The sequence below is a fragment of the Primorskyibacter flagellatus genome, from assembly GCF_048268605.1.
GTDB classification, from domain to species: domain Bacteria; phylum Pseudomonadota; class Alphaproteobacteria; order Rhodobacterales; family Rhodobacteraceae; genus Primorskyibacter; species Primorskyibacter flagellatus.
In genome coordinates this window covers 1-22,047 of record NZ_JBLWVF010000026.1, presented here as the reverse complement: position 1 = coordinate 22,047, position 22,047 = coordinate 1, and the positions used below count along the sequence as shown (strand labels likewise).

The window sequence follows — 22,047 nt, the reverse complement described above, 5'->3', positions numbered from 1 at the left end:
CCACTCCCTGCGGCTGCTATTTCGATCCTCTTCCTTCGCCGGTCAGCCGCGCGATAATGACAAAGAACAGGGGCACGAACAGCACGCCGATGATCGTCGCCGACAACGTCCCGCCCAGCACGGCCGCACCGATCGCCTGACGACCACCTGACCCGGCGCCAGAGCTTAGAACCAGCGGCACCACCCCAAACGAAAACGCCATGGAGGTCATGATGATTGGCCGAAAACGCTGACGCGCGGCCTCTACAGCGGCTTCAAGGAACGGTTTTCCGGACTCCATCTGTTCGCGCGCGAACTCCACGATAAGAATGGCGTTCTTGCCGGTCAGACCAATCACGGTGAGCAACCCCACTTGGAAGAAAACGCCGTTTTCGAACCCACCCAGCCACGCAGCAAGCAAAGTGCCCAGCAACCCGATGGGCATCGCCAGCATGACCGCGAACGGGATCGACCAGCTTTCGTAAAGTGCCGCGAGTGCCAGAAATACTGCCGCCAGTGACAACGCATAAAGCAAAGGTGCCTGATTGCCGCTCTCCTGCTCTTCAAGCGACAAGCCGGTCCAAGCCGCGCCGAAGCCCGGTGGCAATTGACTCACAAGGCGCTCAATCTCGGCAATCGCCTCGCCCGTGCTGACGCCCGGAGCGGGCGAGCCTTGTATCTGCATCGCCGCCACGCCGTTGTAGCGGTTGATCCCCTGAGGTCCGAAGATCCACGAGGCTTCGGCGAAGTTGGAAAACGGAACCAGCCCACCGCTGGCATTGCGCACGCGCCACTTATCCAGATCGGACGGTGTGGAACGCGAAGACGCCTCGCCCTGCACATAGACCCGCTTGATCCTGCCCCGGTCGATGAAATCGTTGACATACCGCCCGGCCCAGGCGGTCGTGAGCAAGGTGCCAACGTCGGTCGCCGACACGCCCATCGCCCCGGCCTTGCGCCAGTCGATATCCAGATTGAACTGCGCCGCGTCCTCCAACCCGCTGGGCCGGGCCGATGCGATCAGCGGGCTTTGCGCCGCCAAGCCAAGAAGCTGATTACGGGCGTTCAGCAGGTCTTCATGGCTTTGGCCGGCGCGGGCTTGAAGGTAGAAATCGAAACCCGATGCGTTGCCGAGTTCGATGACCGATGGTGGGACGATGGGAAACACCATCGCATCCTGGATCTGGCTAAGGGCCCCATAGGCACGACCCGCAAGTGCCTGCACGCTTTGTTCCGGTTCGGTTCGTTCGGACCAGTCCTTGAGCCGCACGAAAGCCAGCGCCTGGTTCTGACCTTGGCCGCCAAAGCTGAAGCCAACCACGCCGAAGGCCGACTCGACGACATCGCTTTCCTGCTCGAGGAAGTAATCTTCGACCTGCTTGACCACCTCCAGCGTCCGCTCTGCGGTGGCACCGGTGGGTGTCTGGATCAATGTGAACAGGATGCCCTGATCCTCATCCGGCAGGAAACCGCCAGGCGTGCGCATGAACAGGAACACCGTCGCGATGATGATCGCAAAATAGATTAGACCCACGCGAAACGGGCGGCGTACGATCCAGCCGATACTGGACGCGTATCCCGACAAAGTGACACCGAAACCGGTATTGAACCACGCGAACGGACCGGAACGCTTGCCCTCTTTCTTGGACTTCAGCAAGGTTGCGCAAAGGGCCGGCGTCAGCGTTAGCGCAAGCACCACCGACAGCACCATCGCGGATATGATGGTAATCGAGAACTGCTTGTAGATAACCCCGGTCGATCCGGGGAAGAACGCCATCGGAACGAACACGGCTGTCAGCACCACCGCAATACCGATCAGCGCGCCGGTGATCTCGTCCATCGATTTGCGCGTGGCCTCCAGCGGTGTCGCCCCTTCCTGTTCCATCACCCGTTCGACGTTTTCGACGACGACGATGGCATCATCCACCAGCAGGCCAATGGCCAGCACCATGGCCAGCATGGTCAGCGAGTTGATCGAAAAGCCGAAGGCGGCCAGAACCCCGAATGTGCCCAGCAAGACCACTGGCACGATCAGCGTCGGGATCAGTGTTGCACGCAGGTTTTGCAGGAATAACAGCATCACCAGGAAGACCAGCACCACCGCTTCGACGAGCGTCTTGACCACTTCCTCAATCGAAATCAGTACGAAAGGTGTTGTGTCATAGGGAATCACATATCTCACACCGTCGGGAAAAAACTGTGCGAGTTCTTCAAGCCGGGTTTCCACCGCGTCGGCGGTGTCCAATGCGTTCGCCCCCGGTGCCAGCGAAATCGCCATGCCGGTTGAATTCGAGCGGTTGAACCGCGAAATGGTCGAATAGTTCTCTGCCCCGATCTCGACGCGGGCCACATCATGAAGCAGCACCAACCCGCCGTCCGTTTCGGCGCGGATCACGATTTGGCGGAAATCCTCTGGTGTGCGCAGCAGCGACTGGGCTGTGATCGTGGCGTTCAACTGCTGGCCCTGCAAAGTGGGGCGCGCGCCGAATGACCCGGCCGAAATCTGCGCGTTTTCCTCGGATACGGCCCGAACGATATCGGACGGCGACAGGTTGAACGCCGCCAATTTTGCCGGGTCCAGCCAGATCCGCATGGCATATTGCGCGCCAAAAACCTGCACACTGCCGACGCCGTCCACCCGGCTGATGTCATTGACGATGTTGGATGACAAATAGTCAGACAGGTCGGTCGCATTGTAACTGCCATCGTCGGAAATCAGCGCCACAACCATCAGAAATCCCGACGAGGATTTCTGAACCGTCACCCCCTGGCGCTGCACCGATTCCGGCAGCAGGGCCGTCGCTTGCGACAGCTTGTTCTGAACCTGAACCTGAGCGATGTCCGGGTCGGTTCCCGTTTCGAATGTCAAGGTGATGCTGGCACCACCTGCAGAGGTCGAACTGGACGAAAAATAGCGCAACCCGTCCAGCCCTGTCATCTGCTGTTCGATCACCTGGGTCACGGTGTTGGCGACGGTATCCGCCGAGGCTCCGGGATACGAGGCGCGGATCGCCACCGAGGGCGAGGCAATCTGAGGATATTGAGCGATCGGAAGGGAAAGGATCGAAAGGATCCCGAGACCAGAGATGAAAAGCGCAATGACCCAAGCAAAGATCGGGCGGTCGATGAAGTAACGGGCCATGTTAGCTCTTTCGAAACAGGAATTCGGAATAATGCGGACGGCAATCTGACGCGGCGCGTGGCGGGTATTTGGCCTGTGTTCTCAGGTCAGTCGGCGGCGGACGCGTTCTTGACATTGTCGTCCGGCGCATCGTCTTGCACGCGTTCTTCGGGGGCGACGGTCGCCCCGGGTGCCGTTTTTTGCAGCCCGGCAACGATCACGCGGTCGCCCGCTGTCAAACCCGCATCGACGATCCAATCGGAGCCCTGATCGGTCAGGACGTTCAAAACCTTGGCGTGCACCACGTTGTCCTTGTCGACAACAAGGGCGATCGCCTCGCCGCGCTGATCTCGGGTGACGGCCTCTTGCGGAACCAGGAAGACATTATCGAGGGTGCGGGTTGGCAGTTCGACCTGAACATACATGCCCGGCAGCAACAGCTTGTCGGGATTTGCAAATTCCATCCGCAGCACGACAACTCCGGTCTGTTCGTCAACATTCGGCTCTGCGGCAGTCAGACTCCCTGTCTGGTCAAAGGTGCTGCCATCGGCCAAGGTCAGCATCACGGTCGGATCGAAGCTTTCCAGTTGCGCCGTCGCTTGTCCGCGCCGCCAGTCCAGAAGGTCCGCTGCGGATTGAGTGACATTCACATAGACCGGATCGATGTTGCGGATCACGGCCAGCGGAACGGCCTGGCTTGCCGTGACCAGCGCGCCCGGGCTGGTCTGCGACAAGCCGATTTCGCCCGAAAGACGGGCGTGAATGGTCGTCCTGTCCTTCTCGATCTGCGCGGCGGCGCGCTGCGCCTGGGCCGCCTGAAGATTGGCTTCGGCGCTGGCACGAGCAGCATCCGCATCGTCCTTGGCCTGAGCACTGGCAACATTGCGCGCTTGCAACTCGTCCACCCGCGCGGCGGCTTTCAAGGCCGCGTTCAGCTGCGCCTGCGCCTGCGCTACGGAGGCATCGGCCTGAGCCAGTGCTGCGTCATAGCTGGCCGGGTCGATTTGGTAGAGCGCGTCGCCCTCTGCCACTGATCTACCCTCTTTGAAGAACTTATGCGTGATGATCCCTGCCACCTGTGGCCGAACTTCGGCCATGGCCGAAGCCGCCACACGACCCGGCAAAGTCGTGGTCAGCGTCGTGGTCTGCGGCTCCACGGTCACGACGGTGACTGCGGCGGGTGGGCGGCCCTGTGCGCCTTGCTGCGCCTCAACCTGATGGGGTGTGCCCATCATTGCCAGCGCGGCAATCACGAGAGCAGTAGAAATGATGCGCTTCGGCATTATAGGTTACCTTGCTATTCAAATGGTCTTCGACACTATATGTCCGCGGTCGGTTATTATGACGCGAAACGGCTCGGGAGAACCGTGATTTAGGGTCTTTCCCGCAGCACCTGCCCCAATTTTCGGCGCAATGCCATAGCGAATACGCACACTCGCTGTGATTTTGTGCATTCGGGATGGACATCCGCACAGCCGGCGCCTCGGTCAAAGGCGCGCGGTGCAGCGTCGTGAAGTTCCGGATTTCATGTGCGTTGCCAGGCGCGTCGAGCCGCTGCTTGCGCGACTTTCCGGCCTCCGTCTTCAACCAGCCTGCCAGCTTCTTCGCGAAGGGACCGAGTTTGCTCTGCCGCGCGGGGGGCGCGAATTGCGGCTCGATCATGCCTGTGGCGGGCCGTACCGGCGATGTCCGCGTCATGGAGAACTACCGCAGACATGAGGGCAAGCTGGCGGAAAGTTGGGTGTTCATCGACCTGCTTCATTTCTGAAAACAGCAGGGCGTGGATGTTCTTGCGCGCACCATAGGGATTTAAACGCCGTGAGGTCTGGCCAGGATCAAACCGGTGGGATTGCGCGGGCAGGGATCGAGCAGCGGACTGACGGCATGACATGCGTGTTCGTGACCGTCGTGTCGGCTGCACTCTTGATGTTTCACGCGTCTGTTTCATCGTCTCCTCATAAAAGCGACGATGAAACAGAGACGCGAGGATGATCAAATCACAGGTTCTGCCTTGCAGGTGCGGGCGTCAGAGTCCGCCAATTTTTGACGGGGCCGCTGCGCCTTGCTTGGTTTGCCGCTGACATAAACTTCTTCGATCGCGCGGTCATCGCCCATCATTTGCAGTACGAAGAGTTCCTCGGCCAGCGTGGTCGCGCGGTCGGTCCGTAGGGCCATTGCGCCGGTCGCACGAGCGTTCAGGATGATGACGTCCGCCTCGGTGCCGGGATCAAGCGTGCCGATGTGGTCCTCCATCCCCAGAACTGCGGCATTGCCGCGTGTCGCCCAATGAAACGCCTGTAGCGGATGCAGCGACTGGCCTTGAAGTTGTAGCACCTTGTAGCCCTCGTTCAGCGTCTGAAGCATGGAATAGCTGGTGCCCGCCCCGACATCGGTTGCGATGCCGCTTTGGATGCCGCGCGCGCGCAGTCCCGCGTTGTCGAACAGCCCGCTGCCCAGAAACAGGTTCGAGGTCGGGCAGAACACCGGATGCGAACCTGTCGCTGCCAGCGCATCAATTTCGCGGGGTGTCAGGTGAATTGCGTGACCCAGCAACGTCTTGGGGCCGAGCAGCCCGTAGCTCTCATAGATGTCCAGATAGTCGCGCGCCTGCGGGTAAAGCGTGGCTGTATACGCAATCTCGTCATGGTTTTCCGACAGGTGAGTTTGCACATGGCAGTCGGGATGTTCGGCAACAAGCGCCTGTGCCATCTCCATCTGTTCGGGGGTAGAGGTGATCGCAAACCGGGGTGTGACGGTATATCCGTTCCGGCCCTTCCCGTGCCAGCGTTCGATCAGCGCCTTGCTGTCGTCATAGCCGGTTTGCGGCGTGTCGCGCAGCCCGTTGGGGGCGTTGCGGTCCATCAGCACCTTGCCGCCCAACATGCGCATCTTCCGCCGCGTTGCCTCGGCAAAGAATGCCTCGACGCTTGCCTTGTGGACCGAGCAATAGGCAACGGCCGTGGTCGTGCCATGCGCGACAAGCTGGTCGAAAAAGGCTGACGCCATCAGCGCGCAGTGATCTTCGTCGGCAAACCGCGTCTCTTCGGGGAACGTATAATTGTTAAGCCAATCCAGAAGTTGCGCGCCCCAGGATGCAATGACCTGCACCTGTGGAAAGTGGATATGGGTATCAATGAACCCGGCCATCATCAGATGTGGTCGATGGTCGGTGATCGGCGCCAATGGGGCCTGCGCGGCAATATCGGCAAACGTGCCGGATTTGGCGATCAGCCCGTCACGAAGCAGCAAGGCACCGTCTTCGATATAGGTAAAGGCGTCGGTGTCGTTACCGTCCGCCGGTTCGCGGTGGAACGTCAGCAAACGGCCGCGCAGCAATGTCTCGGTCATTTTGACCTCTGGATTAAGGATGAAAGGGCATTGCCGGGGCAGTGGTCGCACCGCCCCGGCGGCTTGGATCAGGTCTGGGGTGCAGGCTTGTGATCATCAAGGAAATCCGGCTCGTCCGGGACGATGATCCGGTTTTCCAGATTCTCTTTCGGGGCAATCTGCGGATAAAGATAAAGGAAACCGCCAATGATCAGATAGCCGATGGTGATCCCGTCCAGTTGCGGCATTTGCAAGGTGAACGAATGGATGATCCCCACCGACGACATCACTGCCGCCGCAATCGAAAAGCCACCGGCCATCCGGAACCGCCCGTCGATCACATCCGCAACGATGGCCCCCCAGATCAATCCGGTAAGGATCGCCCCTTGGGACAGGGCCAGATGCCCCTCGTAATGCGCGCCTTCCACCAGCAGCGCGGCGGTCAGGCTGTCATCGCCCAGAGATGGCAAGCCTTCGACACCTGAACTGCGCAGGGCATTCATCAAAGATCCCCACTTGGTCATCAGGAAGGCCGAGATGTGCGGAAGGATCGCAAACGATACGGCAGCCATGTGCATCGGCTTGACGGCCCAGGCGGTGTTGGTGATCAGGCTGACCGACACGAAGACCAGCACCGGTGCTGCCGCAGCAATCGGGATAAGTCCCGCCAGGAATGACAGGAACCCCAGGAAAGCCGCCGCCCCGATCACTAGGGCCACGCCGACGATATAGCCAGCATGCGCATCAAGACGCTTGTAGGCCGGGTGCCCGATATAGACTGTTGTCGGAAACGGAGAGCCGAACAGCGCCCCGATCATCGTGCCGGCCCCATCGGTGAGCTGACACAACCCGACCGGATAGGAATCGCCCGCAGCCTCGGCGGACTCGACGTTGTTCATGGTTTCGATGAAATTGTAGATCTGCACCGGAATCAGGACGAGAAACAGCTCCGGGTTGGCGAACAGATATTGCACGCCAGCGATCAAGTCTCCGAAATACGGCACGGGCGGGTAAAAGCCGATACCGCTGGTGTCGAAACTCGACTCTCCCAGCAGAATAGCGATCAGGGTGCCAGCGCCGATGGCGACCAGGCCAGCAGGGACGTTGCCGGGAAGGCGAAACCGTCCGATCAGGCCCCAAAGGATGAACAGCAGCGAAGTAAAGCCGATGATCGGATGCTCGAAAATCTCGGCCAGCGGCACCGACCCGATAAAGACCAGCGCGATGCCGCACAGCGTACCAAGCATGCCCGCGCGCGGGGTGATACGCTTGAGAAACGGACCCACAAGCGCGCCAAGTGCGGCGACGATGCCGCCCATGAAGCCCGCGCCGATGCCGACCTGCCAGGCCAGAAGCGGGTCATTGGTGGCCCAGTAGATCGGGCCGATGACGCCGAACAGGTAGACGAACATCACCGGGGTCGAGATACCGTAGGGCAGGGCGGTGACATCGCGCCCCTGTTTTTCGGCGGCCCATTTCGCCAGATAGGTATAGACGACGACACCCGCCAGAATGGCAATGGCGGCACCGGGAACGATGCGGCCGAACACGATCTCGGCGGGCATCTGAAAGACAAACTGGCAAACCCCTGACAGGATCAGCAGGTTGACAAGGTTGTCGGTGAAAAGCGCCCAGAATGCGCTGAAATCACTGCGTACGAATAATTTGTAGTTGTAGGTTCTCCCGTCCATGACGGACTCCTCCTGTGATGTGACCGCTCTATCGGCTGACAGGATGTCGGGCCGACAGTCCCTCCCGGTCGGATGTTTGGCCCTTGATGGGCCGTTCGTGTGGTCTGTCCGGCGCGGCTGCGACGGTATTTGACGTCACTTCAGCAATCACCTCCGCCGCGACGAAAGAGGCGATGACGCTGGGGCGCTTGTCCTGGCTGCCGCTTGCCCCGATCGGGCAGGTCAGATTGTCCAGCGTCAGCCCGTCACATTGGGCATGGGCCCAATTGCGGAACTTGGCGCGTTTGGTCGCGGACCCGATCATCCCGACATAGGCGGCATCGCCACGTTCCAACGCCGCCGAGGTCAACAGAAAATCAAGCGCGTGATCATGGGTCAGAACCACGAAGGCGCTGCGCGGCGGCGCGTTGCTGATGTCGATTTCCTGGATGGCGCTGACGCGCGTTTCAACCGCAGCGTCGCACAATGCGATTTCGCTGGCGCGGGTATCGACAAGGATACAGCGGACCGGCAGATGCTGAAAGATCCGGGCCAATGCGCGGCCGATATGGCCCGCGCCCATGACATAGACATGCGGCTGGTCATCGTCTTGCTTGGCAGCCCGCCTTCGCGCGGCGTTCTTATCAGAGCCGCGCATCCGCGACAGCGACAGCTCCACCCGGCCACCGCAGCATTGGCCGATTTCGGGGCCAAGCGGCACGTCCATGTGCTTGTACAGCACCCCGTCGCGGACCATGTCGCGGGCGGTCTGGATCGCCAGAAACTCAAGCTGCCCGCCCCCGATCGTGCCGTGCAGAGCGTTCGCAGCGACGAACATCTCTGTGCCCTCGTTGCGGGGCGACGATCCGCGCACGCGGGTCAGCGTGACCCGGATCACGGCTTCGTGCGTATCGAAAAACCGATTCAAACTGGTTTTACCATCGGACATCGGGTCACCCTCCGTCCCGCATACGGGCGACGGCCATCAACACGCGTTCTGGTGTGGCCGGCGCATCAAGGCGCGGGCATCGCTTGTAACCGGCGACCGAGGCCACCGCCATCGACAGCGCCTCGAACACCGAAATCCCCAGCATGAAGGGCGGTTCTCCGACGGCCTTGGAGCGTTTGATCGTCAATTCGCGGTTCTCGGACCAGTCGGCCAGTTTCACGTTGAAAACGCGTGGCCGGTCCGAGGCGAGCGGGATCTTGTAGGTCGAGGGCGCATGGGTGCGCAAACGGCCAGCATCGTCCCACCACAGTTCCTCGGTGGTCAGCCAGCCCATGCCCTGAATGAAGGCACCCTCTACCTGACCCTTGTCGAGCGCCGGGTTCAGTGACCGGCCCACATCGTGCAGGATGTCCGTCCGTTCAACCCGGTATTCGCCGGTCAGCGTGTCGATGGTGACTTCGGAACAGGCCGCACCATAGGCGTAGTAGTAGAACGGGCGGCCCTGTCCCTTTTCCCGATCCCAGTGAATCTTTGGCGTCTTGTAGAACCCGGCAGCCGAAAGCTGCACGCGGGCCAGATAGGCCTGCTTGATGAACGCATCGAAGGTCAGCGTCAGATCGCCGATATGGACCTGATTGGCGGCAAAGCGCACCAGTTCGGCCGCGACGCCCCAGTTATCCGCGGCAAAGGCGACAAGCCGCTCCTTGATCTGCTCCACCGCGTTCAGCGCCGCCATGCCGTTCAGATCGGTGCCGCTCGACGCGGCGGTGGCAGAGGTGTTGGGCACCTTTTCGGTGGTGGTCTTGGTGATCTTGATCCGCTCGAAATCCACCTGAAACGCCTCGGCCACGACCTGCGCCACCTTGGTGTTCAGACCTTGACCCATCTCGGTCCCGCCGTGATTGAGGTGGATCGAGCCGTCATTGTAGACATGCACCAAAGCGCCGGCCTGATTGTACCACGTCGCGGTAAACGAGATGCCGAACTTGACCGGCGTCAGCGCGATGCCCTTTTTCAGCACCGGCGATGTTTCGTTGAAAGCAACGATATCCTTGCGCCGCTGACGATATGCGGCGCTGTCTTCCAGTTCCGACACCAGCCGATCGAGGATATTGTCGTCAACCTCCTGATGGTACGGCGTCAGGTTGCGGCCTTCACCGCCGTAGAAATTGGCCTTGCGAACATCAAGCGGATCCTGCCCGGTTGCATAGGCGATTTCCTCGATCATCCGTTCGGCAACGATGACCCCCTGCGGGCCACCGAAGCCCCTAAACGCGGTGTTCGACACGGTGTTGGTCTTCATCGGACGACTGGTCAGGCGGACATGCGGATAGAAATAGGCGTTGTCGGCGTGAAACAGCGCCCTGTCCGTCACCGGCCCCGACAGATCGGCGGAGAACCCGCAACGCGCGGCAAAGGTGCCTCCCACGGCCTCGATCCGGCCGGCGTCGTCAAAGGCCACATCGTAATCCACAACAAAATCGTGCCGCTTGCCGGTTGCGGTCATGTCCTGATCGCGGTCCGGCCGGATCTTGACGGCGCGGCCGTATTTCTTCGCGGCAATCGCAGCGACGGCACAGAACAGGTTCATCTGGCTTTCCTTGCCGCCGAACCCGCCGCCCATGCGCCGCACGTTCACCACCACCGCGTTCGACGGCACACCCAGGACATGGGCCACCATATGCTGTGCCTCGGACGGGTGCTGGGTGGAACAATGCACGATAACGTCGTCATCCTCGCCCGGAATGGCGAAGGCGATATGTCCTTCGAGATACATATGATCCTGCCCGCCAATGGCCATGCGCCCGGTGATCCGGTTCGCGGTTCCGGCAAAGGCCGTGTCCACATCTCCGCGTTCCAGCTTGAGGGGGGCGGTCACATACGGATACCCGGCCTCCTGCGCGGCAATCGGATCAAGCGCATGTTGCAGCGGGGTACAGTCGATCCGGGCCAGCTCTGCCGCGCGACGTGCGGCGTCGCGCGTTTCGGCGACCACGGCAAACAACGGCTGGCCGTGAAACTGGATCTTGTCTGTCGGGAAAACCGGTTCGTCGTTCAACCCGGTCGGGCTGATGTCGTTGACGCCGGGTATATCCTCGGCCGTCAAAACGCCCACGACGCCCGGATAGGCCAGCACAGCGGACAGATCCATGCCGTTCAGCGTGGCATGCGCCACATCCGATACGCCAAGATAGGCGTGCAGCGTGCCTTCGGGCTGGGCAATATCGTCGGTATAATCGGCGCGCCCCGTCACATGCTTGACGGCACTGTCGTGATTGCGGTCGGTATGCGCCGCGCCTGTGATGGAATGAGTATCTTTCATGGTCTAGACCTTCCCGGCGTTTACGCGGTTTCCAATTGAACGGCGGCGGTGGTCGCCACATCCTGTTCGAGAAAGAAGCGGCGCAGCAGATTCTGCGCACTTAGCATCCGGTATTCTGCCGATGCCCGCCAATCGCTGAGCGGCGCAAAATCCTGCGCCAGCGCCTTGGCTGCGGCGTCAAAAACGTCAGCCGACCAGACCTGTCCCTGCAACGCGGTTTCGGCGGCTGCTGAGCGTTTGGGTGTGGCCGCCATACCGCCAAAGGCGATGCGGCTTTGCGTGATACGCCCATCCTCGACCGTGACCTGAATACCGGCCGCAACCGACGAGATATCCTCGTCGCGACGCTTGGAGATCTTGTAGGCGGCGTTCAGGGTGTTTGGGCCGGGGATCGGGATGCGGATTGTTTCGACAAATTCGCCGGGTGCGCGATCCTGCTTGCCGTAATCGACGAAGAACTTTTCCAAGGCAAGCGTCCGGCGGGCGTTGCCGCGCCGCAGCACGATCTCTGCCCCAAGCGCGATCAGGACCGGCGGGGTGTCGCCAATCGGCGATCCGTTGGCGATGTTGCCACCCACGGTTCCCATATTGCGCACTTGCCAGCCCGCGATACGATCCCAGTAGCGCGACAGATGGGGCAGGTGCGTGGACAGGGCGTCCTGACAGTCGGTATAGCTTGCTCCCGCTCCGATAAGCAGGGTCGCATCCTGATGGTCGATGGTTTTCAATGCGTTGAGATGCGCGGTGAAGATAGCAGGCCCGATATTGCGCATGAATTTCGTGACCCAAAGACCGACATCCGTGGCCCCGGCGACAATCGTCGCGTCCGGATAGGCCAACAGACAGTCCGCCAGATCATCGACGCTGGAAGGGATTACCGACAGATCGTCCTCTGGTCCCGAGACAAGACGTTCTTCGCTCTGCAAGCCTTGCAGCCGCGCGGTCATCGTCTCGCGTTCCGTGGTCAGATGGTCCGAGGCGGGCGTCCCATACCGGCTGACGGCGACAGCGGCGCGGATGATCGGCTCGTATCCGGTGCAGCGACACAGATTGCCCTGCACGGCGGTTTCCACCTGCGCCTCGGTTGGTTCCGGTGTCTGCATCCACAGCGCGTAGAGCGACATCACAAATCCCGGCGTGCAGAACCCGCATTGGCTGCCGTGATGGTCGATCATTGCCTGCTGCACCGGGTGAAGCCGCCCGTCCGCACCGGACAGATGCTCGACGGTCACGACATGGCAGCCATCGACCGAGGCCAGAAAGCGGATGCAGGCATTGACCGGGGCATAGACAAGGCCGGTGTCGGTCAATCGCCCGACCAATACGGTACAAGCACCGCAATCGCCCTCGGCGCAGCCTTCCTTGGTTCCGGTCAGTCGGCGGTTCAGCCGCAGATAATCAAGAAGCGTCTGGCTGGCCGCAACATCAGGCACGGACATTTCGGTCCCATTGAGGATGAAGCGGATATCGGTGCGATGTGTCATGGTGTCCTCCTGTCGTCCCGAAGCAAATAATCGGGAACAGCTCGACCTTAGGGGGAATGTTTGAGTCGATAAATCCACGCAAACGGCAAATACTTTCAACAGAACGTTGAAAATACGTGACGGGTGCGGCACTTTCCTTGTTGTTGGGATGGCGACAAGGAGGTGATAATATGTCTTATGTTGAAAGTCTGCGAGTCTTTGTCCGCGTGCTGGAGCTTGGCAGCATCACCTCGGGTGGCCGCGACCTGCGTCTGACACCGGCAGTGGCCAGCAAGCGCTTGAAGGAATTAGAAAAACGGCTTGGTGTGCGGCTGTTCAATCGCACCACTCGTTCGATCACACCCACCGAAGTCGGCACTGTGTTCTATGACGAAGCCAAAGCTGTTTTGCGCGCCCTGGAAAGCGCTGAAGCCCGCGTTGCCAATTTTTCAGCGACACCGCGCGGTGCCATCCGGGTCACGGCGCCATTGGGCGTAGGCCGCCGGGTCGTGGCCCCGCTAGTTCCCGAATTTTCCGACATGTATCCCGAAACAGAGATTCGCATGCGCCTGTCAGACCGTAAGGTGGACCTCCTTGCTGATGGTCTCGACATTGCGTTTTTCGTCGGCGAACCCAGCGATTCAAACATGAAATTGCGCAAGATCGCCGATTGCAAGCGCGTCCTCTGCGCGTCCCCTGCCTACCTGTCGCAGTTCGGAACGCCACAGAGCCCCGAAGACCTTCTGCATGGGGCGCATAATTGCCTTTTGCTGCGCTATCCAAGGTCACCGGAATATTACTGGACCGTGGAGACAGATTTGGGGCCGCAAAAGCTTGAAGTGCGTGGCAAATACGACGCCGACGATGGCGATGTCCTGACTGATTGGGCGCTTGCCGGGCGCGGCATCGTCAACAAACCGCGCTTCGATGTCCGCGACCATCTGGCATCGGGCAGGCTTGTCGAAGTGCTGGAGCACACACCGCCCGTGCAGACCATGTTCGGATGTCTTTATCCCCACAAGAAGCTTCAGGACCCCAAAATACGGCTGTTCGTGGAACATATATCGAGAAACAGCAAACCAATGTTTGTGTGACAATTATGGTTGCGGATCGGATGGCTACTTCACATCAAACACTGACCAGTTGAGAGCGTCCGAGATTTCTTCCAGTGCGATTGTACCAAGCTGCGAATTTCCATAGCGGTTCAGCCCCGGCGACCAGACAGCGATAGACGCGATGCCCGGCACGACCGCCATGATGCCGCCGCCAACCCCGCTTTTGCCCGGAAAACCGACACGGTAGGCAAATTCGCCAGATCCATCGTAGTGACCGCAGGTCATCATCAAGGCATTGATCGACCTTACATTGTTGCGTGAAATCAGCTCGTGCTTGGTGTCCAGACCGGCCAGAAAACGCCCCGCGCGGGCAAGTTGCGTGCAGGTCATCTCGATAGCGCATTGGTGAAAATAAGTGCCCAATGCCAGGTCGCATTCATGGGTCAGATTATCGCTCGATTTCAGGAAATACGCCAATGACCAGTTGCGATGGCCGGTGAGGTTCTCGGATTTCGCCAATTCTTCGTCAATGTAGATGTGATCGTCGCCAGCGGCGGCGCGCACGAAGCGAAGCATCTCCGCCAACGCCTCGCGCGGGGAGCGTGCGGTCAGCAGGGCATCCGTGACGACGATGGCCCCGGCGTTGACAAAGGGATTGCGGGGCTTGCCCATTTCAAGTTCCAGATCGACCACGGAATTGAAGGCGTTGGACGACGGTTCCCGCCCGACGCGGATCCAAAGATTATCGGCAAAGCGCCCCAGACCAAGCGCCAGGGCAAAAACTTTGCTGACGCTTTGGATTGAGAAAGGCACATCGGCATCGCCGTGGCTGATCTGTGTGCCGTCCGCGAGGCAGACGGACACGGCGAACTGGTTCGGGTCGATACGCGCCAGTTCGGGAATGTAATCGGCCACCGCGCCACGCTCGGGCACCGCGGCCATGCGTGCCGCCAGATCCGTGAGGAAGTCACTTAACATTGCAGCATTCTTTCAGAATTAAGCGGGGCGCGGCAAGGACAATGAAGATGTTTAGCTCACCAACACGATTATAACGATTTCGATCTATCCATGATCCCATAGCCAAACCGCATCTTGAACAGCATTCCACCACGTTTGGCGAAATGAGCTTGACTGCCATGCAATCCGTATACGCCATCGGTCAGTTTGAAGTGGCAAAGTAATTGAATTGCCGGCGTCATCGATCTGCCAATCCTTCTTCGCTTTCACACGCAGTTTTGGGCACCGGTACTATTTCGCTTCCGCTCTACTTTGCCGCGTTTTTCTGCCAGTCCAGTGGAATGACAATCCCTCCGGCACCCGTTCGGCTTTCGGCGGTATCTGGCGGAAGCTTGAACGGATGTTCCGAAACCGCGTGAGAAAGCCATTCTCGCGCCGTCGACGGCCAGAGCGTAATCTCGTCAGATGCCTGTCGCGCGACGCGCGGGCAAGCGACGCTGGTCCCGTCAAGTCGGACATAAGACCCGCTGCGGGATCCGGCGCTGAGAACGCCCCACAAAACCCGCGACTCGTCCGCTTTGGCCGCAGCGTCCGGCCCGTTGCGATAGGGCGTTGGCGTCATGGGTGTATGCGTCAACGGCCCCGCTGCGGAATATTCCGAGAGTTGATGGGTCTTGTCCGTATATGCCGCAATGACCATCGGAGATGCGCCACCAGCAAAACCGCTATACGTTCCCGCCCGCCGCACGGGACAGGGATCATCGGGCGGATCGACCGTCAGTGGCCGGCCCAGCGGTCCAAACCGCTGATAGCATCCATTGTCGAAGAATGACTGCCGTCCGCCCGGACGATAGCCGGGCAAGGTCTCGTCCCGCCTTATCCAGACCTCAATCTGCTCCTCTGCCGCAATCGCTTTCGGCCGTGTCGTGATCTTCCAACGCCCCGAAGGGGCAAGCGCGGCATCTGCTTTCAGGCTGGCCGTAGGTTCAATCGCCAAAGTGATCAGTCCGCGCGCCGTGGGCGGCGGCTCAAACGTATAAAGCAGTGTCGCAATCACTCGGCCCTCATCGTCATGCAGCGTCTGTATCTGACCTTCGCGGGCATCGACCGGGGCACTTTCCGGTGCGAATGGCGGCGTCACCGTCACCGAGACGAAGTCAGGCGGCGGAGACTGGTCGGAATAGGGCATCCACAGCTCGACATGGCTGGCGGTATTGTCATCAGGCAGGACGCGAAGATCCAGCGTGATCTCTTCCGGACAGGATTCCGGGAATTGCAGAACGCCATGCGACCGCGCCAGATTGCCGTTGCCCGCAGGCAGGGTCATCCAGCGCTTCTGGGCGGGATTGTCAGCGATAAACTGTTCCAGCAGGCGCGCGACTTCGCTGGTGCCGTCATGTGGCCCCGAAAAGTTGCCGAACGAGAAGTTCAGGACCAACGGCACGGGCTGTCCGGCGCATTTGTATCGTGACGCCTGTTTGCTCAGCAATTGCAGCGACAGCGACAAGGCCGGAAGCAAACTGATCCCCGAAGTGTCTTCGACCACGCGGGGCGGCAGAACCGCACAGATGATGGGGCGGGCGGTCTCGGTAATAACAGGGGCAAAGCCAGCGGCGATCCCCATGATATGCGTCCCGTGTGAACGTCTCAGCGACACCGGTGAAAATGTGCCTGCGGCCAGATCGGTCTGGCCCGTTTGGCTGTAGAATTGCTCTTCATCCAGAAGGTCGGAAAAGGTAAGGTTCTTCAGATAGGTGTCAATCTCCTCCTTGTGCAGAATGCGGCCCTGTGTGGCGTCTCCGCGCGCCGTGTCCGGGGGTGTGGGCAAGACCGCGCAAAACTCGACACGGGTCGTGTCGCGACTGGCGCGAAACAACTCATGCGCAATGGCAAGCCCGTCGTCGATCATCGCCATCACGACGGTGCCGGGCGGGACTTCGACATCTGGCATGTCACCGTTTCGGGCCTCGCGGTTCAGCCAATCATGCGACGTCACCATGCCAAGATGGACATTCTTGACGCCAAATTCGTTCCCGGTGTGGTTCATCTCTGCCAGCACGGATCGGCGCGCAAAAATTGCGACGAATTGCCGGTTTTTCGGGTCGCTACGGTCGGCTTCGTCATAGGCTGCGGGAGTGATCAGATCGTTTGGAAAGTGCCGCTCGATCTGGGTTTCCAAGTCGGCGATGCTGGTGTGCTCCAGTTCAATCATTGCAGACCACCACGCCATATCGAAAACCAAAGCATAATCGGAAGCAAGGCGCTTGTAGGTGAGTGCGTCTATCGGGATGTGGTCGCCCGTGTCCGACGCTGTCCATTTGAGAACCATGTGCGTGTCTCCTAGTCCTGAGCGCAGGGATCAAAATCGGTCCATTCTGCAAGCGCCTTTTCCCAGAGCCACGCCAGAACAGGCGATTTCCCGCATTGAGACTCGTGTGATCTGGCCTTCGCCCAAATGCCTTCCGATCCTTCGGTCTTGGGATATTGGGTATCATCATCAGCTTGGTAGAGCTGATGCCAGTCGAAATCGGCAGCGGGGCTGTAGTGGTGGCCGTCGAACTTGGCCGAGGTCCAATCCTGACCCGTGCAGCGTTCGGTGATGAAATCAGCCAATGTCAGGCCAAGCACCGCACCGGCAGAGCTGTCGACGGGGAAATGCACTCCGGCCACTGTCCGGTTCACCGCGATCCGCGAAGCAAGCCGCATCAGCATCTCGCCCCAATGTCCCGCCCCCTGGTACTGAGGCGCGCCCCCTTGCCGCATCAGTTTCCAGATAAGACGCGCCATGACGAATGCCTCGGTGGCATGGCCACTGGGCAAAGAGCCATGGGTCGGTGTCGGGATCATCGGCTGCACCTGCGGAGAAAGCTCGATGGGGCGTTTTGCCGCCAGCGCATATTTGACCCGTTGCTCGCAGAAATTGGTAAAGCGCAGGGCCGTCGCGAGAAGTTCGATCGTGTAGGGCGTGCGCTGCGGGTCGATGAAGCTGATCGTCTGGTAGAAGGGAACCGGGGCTGCAAGTTGTGACAGGATCTCAGCGGCGCGGTCCTGACGGATGTCGGCATAGCCCGTGACATAGGCCAGTTGCGCCTGGAACACGTCCATCCGCGGGGCGGTCAAAACGGCGAGCTTGTGGTAATCGCAACGGGGGCGGTGTTTGTCTTCCTTGTGATGCCGACGCCACAGCGTCGCGGTCGCTGTTTCCTCGACATCAACGGTCAACTCGATCTGGGCATCCAGTTCAAAGGAAAAGATCGCGGCCCGCACCTCGCGTGACAGTCGTTTGAGGTTCCGAACATCGTCGGGAACGCCCGGACGCGCCGGGGGAATGTTGCCGAGCGGTGCGCCCACGATCCCGTCGCGGGTGGTAATGAACGCCTCGGCGGATACCGGACTTTCCGGCAATCCGTAAGCGCCATAAGCGCCGTACGCTCCATATGCCCCGTATGCGCCGTAGGCACCATACGCGCCGTAAGCGCCCTGGCCACCTTGTGGGCTTCCAAAAGATTCAGCAGTCATTTTCAAATTCCTTGGTCCAAGTGGTTTCGAAAAATCAATCGGGCACACCGGCATCCCGCAGCGCTTGCGCAAACTGACGTCCGGTGTCGTATTCTGCGCTGGGGGAAGATTTCAGCCAGCTCTGCACGCGCAGCCCCGGTTGAAGACGCATCAGTTCCGAAACCGTTTCCTGTGCGGCCCCGGTCTTTCCCGATTTTTGCTGGGCCACGGCCAGCATGCGTAACGTCGAGATATGGGTGCGGTTCAAAAGCAAAGAGGCTTTGGCATATTTCTCGGCCTTCTCGAAGTCGCCGGGCGTCAGGTACGCCCCGGCCGCCATGGCGAGGTAAAAGAACCGGTGCGGGTCAAGCGGCGAAAGATGCAGCGCGCGTTCCGTGTCGTGAACGCCCTCGGCCCCGCGACCCTGGAATGCCAGCATCATGCCGCGCAGCGATCGGGCATTGGCATCGTTCGGGTTTGCCTTCACCGCCAGGTTGTACCGGTCCTCCGCATCGTCAAGCCGGTGCAGAAGATTCGTCAGAACATGCCCCTCGCAGGCCAGCGCCAGCACGTTTTCAGGATCAAGATCCAACGCGCGCCCGGTGCAACGCAAGGCTGCATGTGCATCGGCATCGGGGTTTTCCGACCAGCCCTGAACCACGCGCAGCAAATGCCATCGGGCGGTCCATGCCAAAGGCACCGGATGATTGGAAGCCCGTTCGGACAGCGCGTCCAACATGACGCGGGCCTTGCGGAAATCGTTGGGCGACAAGCGATGCATCAGGCCGACGGCGGCAAACATCAGCGAGTAATTCTTCATATCGGCGAGCGGTGTGGTGTTCACACGGCGTATCTCGTTGATCAGAATTGCGCGCCGAACCTTGGCAACGATTTCATGTGCGGCCTCAAAATCTCCAAGAAGATCCGCGACCGGCAGTTCAAGGCGGAACGCCCACAGCATGCGCTGCGTGGCAACCTCGGCAAATTCCAGATTGATCTGAAGCCGGTCTGCCCGAGGGATAAAAAAACCTGACAGCACGAATTCCGCATTCAGCTGACGCCCGATTTCGGCCAGATCCGCATTGGTATTTGCAAACGTGGCCGACGATAACCGCGAGATGACATTAATTTCTTCCGAACTTCCCAATACAGCGGTCAATACATCGGCAAAAACCGATCCCAGAACGTCCTGGCCTTCCTGAAGGGCATTTTTCAGTGGTATCACGGAAATCGTGGGCAGCAGGGATTGCTCTGATAGCTGCGTGATCATTGTGCCGCCGCGTGCTTTGGGCGGCAGCCGGTAGACGTGTTCGGGTGTCGGACGGGGGCAACCATCGCCCTCCAACTCCACCGTCTTGGCGGTGTCACGCGCCGACGCAATCACCGGATCGCCAGAGGAATATCCGGACGCCGAAACGCGCGCCGTTTTCATATGTTCGAAAGTCGATGGCCGTGGCGCGGAAACGGGCGCACCGTTCAAGACAAACCCGCGTTTTGGAATTGTCTTGAGGATCGTGCGGTTCGTGTCGCCAAGCGCGCGTCGCACATCCGCGATACATTGTGTGAGGCTGTCGTCGGTGACTGAAAGACCGTGCCACACGTCATCGATCAATTCGTCGCGCGTCACCAGAACACCCAACCGCTGGGCCATGTAGTGCAGCACACGCGCCGATTGCGCACGCAGAAAGATCGGTACGCCGTCGGCACCAAGCAATTGGTCACCTGCGGGCAGGTAGCGCGTGGAACCAAGCGCGATCTTTTCATTGGTGTTCGTTTCGGCCATCACATGGAACTCAGCCCCCCGATAAGTCCCGGTATCCGGACTCTTAGAGTTGAGCAGTGAGGCGTAGTATTCAACAAAAAAGTGAAATCTCGTTTCAGATCGACAACTCTGACGATTGTTTTCTCTGTCCAGGACAATAAATCGTCGAAAAGGATAGGTTTTTGGCAGGATAGTGTTTTGCGACATGGAATGTGTTGCCGCGTTCAGCATTGTCCGTCTTCCTGAATGAAAATCGCGGGGCTGATTGCGCGGATGCATTTCAATCCGCTTAGACCGATGGTCTGTCCCGTGCGTGCCGATTTTGCCAGCAGGGTAAGATTGCGTGCCCCGGTCAGGAAATGTGGCGGCATGAACGGGTCCTCCACGCGGATACCCATGGCATGCGGAACGCCGAACGCCGTTGCGATCAGATCTCCGGTGCCGCTCAGCTTGTATTCCGAAATTCCCAGATCCGTAGGCGTGTGTGACGTCAGCCCGACGATGTGCCGCAACGGTTCCAGTACCACGAAACAAGACGAGGCCACGAAAGGCGCAGCTCCGAAGACGCCCGGAATGCGATGATTGCGCGAGATTCCGAACGTCGGATGTGGTGCGATTTGGGTGCAATACATCCAATGTGTCTGGACTTGGGCACCGTTCGCCCCCAGACCGACGGCCACATATGTGGCACCGATGGTCAGAGCGGAACTGGCAGAAGCAAGCTCCAGATCAAGGCCTTCATAAGCCATATGTTCGACATTCCCGCGTGCGTATCGGCCTTCGACAGCTGCAAGACATGGCGATACTTCCAACGAGACAGAGCCGAAACAGGGATAGACGGCTATCTCTGTCAGACGTTCCACTGCAAATTCCATACCCGGCCTTTCGCTACTCGTGCGGCTTGGCAGCACGCGTGTGACACGGACATGCCAAACGGGGTTGCCATTCGGGACTGCGCTTGGCCATCGGGGAAAGCGCGCTGGACATTCATACCTCGGGCCGAAGCCGAAAAACTGAAATCCTTCTGATGAATTTCCAATCTTTGTCAGGTTGCTCTGTGAACCGGGCTGTTTTGATTTCGGAATTGTTTCGTACGGGTTTCAGGACCTTCGCGCCGTTTTGAAGGAAACTGGTGATACGGCGTGCAGCTTGATGCATCCCAAACCCCGCAAAATGGCACGCTCTCGACCTGAAAAATTTATTGATGATGGAGAAAATAAATGGCCAATACTGTACATAGCTTCGACGACAAAGCCATCGAAGCCGCCCTCGAAGCGGCCAAAGGCCACTACGACGAGCAAGTCAGCGCCGGTGCACTGGCCACTGGCACACTTGCTGCCTACGACGACGGACACCTTGCCCTTGCGGCGGGCTGTATCTCGGTCAAGGTTGAAAACGGCAAGATCTGCCTGAACCTGCCTTTGGGCATTGGCAAATTCTGCTTTCCCATTCCCAGCATCATTCCGAACGGAACCGCTGCCGAAGCGTGCCTGAATATTTGCACCACTTGGGGTATTCCGACCGGTGTCCGCGTGACCATCAGCGTTGCGGGCAAGGTGATCTTGTCCAAGTCGTTCGGCAAATGCTGATTCAAGAAATTTCAACCGGGCCCTAAACAGAAGCCATCAAGGCCCGGCACATTTCAAAAAATTCATAGCTGTCAACAATCCCCTCCGATGTCGATCTTTTCGATATCGGAGGAATTTTGTGCGAAACCCAGGAACTTGCATTTAAGGCAGGATGCCCGTGCCGATTTCTACCCGCGATATAAATGCCGTGGCCGACGAGCGTCCAATGCAGGGTGTGCGCGCGGGTTTCACGATGGCGGGGGGATGGTTTCGATGTCGCTCAAGGCTGCCGAACATTGCGATCCATATGCCTGTGAAGGCGGCAAAACCATTGCGCTTGCGGGTCATGCGGGCACCTCTGCCAGCGCGGGCAGC

General features: G+C 59.6%; 15 protein-coding genes. 3 read left to right on the top strand and 12 right to left on the bottom strand.

The window, feature by feature from the left end; translation table 11 throughout:
- Nucleotides 1-16: 16 nt before the first annotated feature.
- On the bottom strand, nt 17-3,121 hold the full coding sequence (locus tag ACN0WV_RS17940; RefSeq protein ID WP_417607626.1) for an efflux RND transporter permease subunit: 3,105 nt from the start codon (nt 3,119-3,121) through the stop codon (nt 17-19).
- Between the two features lie 86 nt (nt 3,122-3,207).
- Complete coding sequence (locus ACN0WV_RS17935; protein WP_417607625.1) at nt 3,208-4,383, bottom strand: efflux RND transporter periplasmic adaptor subunit; 1,176 nt, start codon at nt 4,381-4,383, stop codon at nt 3,208-3,210.
- 275 nt (nt 4,384-4,658) lie between these two features.
- On the opposite strand from ACN0WV_RS17935, the gene ACN0WV_RS17930 reads away from it, so the two are divergent.
- On the top strand, nt 4,659-4,868 hold the full coding sequence (locus ACN0WV_RS17930) for a hypothetical protein (RefSeq protein WP_417607623.1): 210 nt from the start codon (nt 4,659-4,661) through the stop codon (nt 4,866-4,868).
- A 224-nt stretch (nt 4,869-5,092) separates the two neighbouring features.
- Here the strand turns inward: ACN0WV_RS17930 and guaD are convergent, their stop codons facing one another.
- The 5 genes from guaD to xdhA form a co-directional block, all read right to left on the bottom strand.
- Nucleotides 5,093-6,448, bottom strand: coding sequence for a guanine deaminase (gene guaD / locus ACN0WV_RS17925; RefSeq protein ID WP_417607621.1), 1,356 nt, complete (start codon nt 6,446-6,448; stop codon nt 5,093-5,095).
- A 68-nt stretch (nt 6,449-6,516) separates the two neighbouring features.
- Entirely contained in the window at nt 6,517-8,118 is a 1,602-nt protein-coding gene (locus tag ACN0WV_RS17920; protein WP_417607619.1) for a xanthine/uracil/vitamin C permease, read from the bottom strand.
- A 28-nt stretch (nt 8,119-8,146) separates the two neighbouring features.
- Nucleotides 8,147-9,046, bottom strand: coding sequence for a xanthine dehydrogenase accessory protein XdhC (xdhC, locus tag ACN0WV_RS17915; protein ID WP_417607617.1), 900 nt, complete (start codon nt 9,044-9,046; stop codon nt 8,147-8,149).
- Between the two features lie 4 nt (nt 9,047-9,050).
- On the bottom strand, nt 9,051-11,369 hold the full coding sequence (xdhB, locus tag ACN0WV_RS17910; RefSeq protein ID WP_417607615.1) for a xanthine dehydrogenase molybdopterin binding subunit: 2,319 nt from the start codon (nt 11,367-11,369) through the stop codon (nt 9,051-9,053).
- Nucleotides 11,370-11,389: 20 nt separating this feature from the next.
- Complete coding sequence (xdhA, locus tag ACN0WV_RS17905; protein WP_417607613.1) at nt 11,390-12,853, bottom strand: xanthine dehydrogenase small subunit; 1,464 nt, start codon at nt 12,851-12,853, stop codon at nt 11,390-11,392.
- 170 nt (nt 12,854-13,023) lie between these two features.
- Here xdhA and ACN0WV_RS17900 point away from each other — a divergent pair, with 170 nt between their 5' ends.
- A complete protein-coding gene (locus tag ACN0WV_RS17900) occupies nt 13,024-13,926 on the top strand; it encodes a LysR family transcriptional regulator (protein WP_417607612.1) in 903 nt (300 codons plus the stop codon).
- A 24-nt stretch (nt 13,927-13,950) separates the two neighbouring features.
- Here the strand turns inward: ACN0WV_RS17900 and ACN0WV_RS17895 are convergent, their stop codons facing one another.
- The 5 genes from ACN0WV_RS17895 to ACN0WV_RS17875 all read right to left on the bottom strand — a co-directional run bounded on the left by ACN0WV_RS17895 (nt 13,951) and on the right by ACN0WV_RS17875 (nt 20,979).
- A complete protein-coding gene (locus ACN0WV_RS17895; RefSeq protein ID WP_417607610.1) occupies nt 13,951-14,865 on the bottom strand; it encodes a glutaminase in 915 nt (304 codons plus the stop codon).
- Between the two features lie 286 nt (nt 14,866-15,151).
- Entirely contained in the window at nt 15,152-17,173 is a 2,022-nt protein-coding gene (locus ACN0WV_RS17890) for a S8/S53 family peptidase (protein WP_417607608.1), read from the bottom strand.
- 11 nt (nt 17,174-17,184) lie between these two features.
- Entirely contained in the window at nt 17,185-18,363 is a 1,179-nt protein-coding gene (locus tag ACN0WV_RS17885; protein WP_417607606.1) for a phosphatase PAP2 family protein, read from the bottom strand.
- Nucleotides 18,364-18,397: 34 nt separating this feature from the next.
- Nucleotides 18,398-20,125, bottom strand: a complete 1,728-nt coding sequence (locus ACN0WV_RS17880) for a winged helix-turn-helix domain-containing tetratricopeptide repeat protein (protein ID WP_417607604.1) — start codon at nt 20,123-20,125, stop codon at nt 18,398-18,400.
- A gap of 203 nt (nt 20,126-20,328) precedes the next feature.
- Nucleotides 20,329-20,979 carry a hypothetical protein gene (locus ACN0WV_RS17875; RefSeq protein ID WP_417607602.1) on the bottom strand — a complete coding sequence of 217 codons (651 nt, stop codon included), beginning with the start codon at nt 20,977-20,979 and terminating at the stop codon, nt 20,329-20,331.
- A gap of 345 nt (nt 20,980-21,324) precedes the next feature.
- Here ACN0WV_RS17875 and ACN0WV_RS17870 point away from each other — a divergent pair, with 345 nt between their 5' ends.
- On the top strand, nt 21,325-21,693 hold the full coding sequence (locus tag ACN0WV_RS17870; RefSeq protein ID WP_084353153.1) for a hypothetical protein: 369 nt from the start codon (nt 21,325-21,327) through the stop codon (nt 21,691-21,693).
- Nucleotides 21,694-22,047 lie beyond the last annotated feature (354 nt).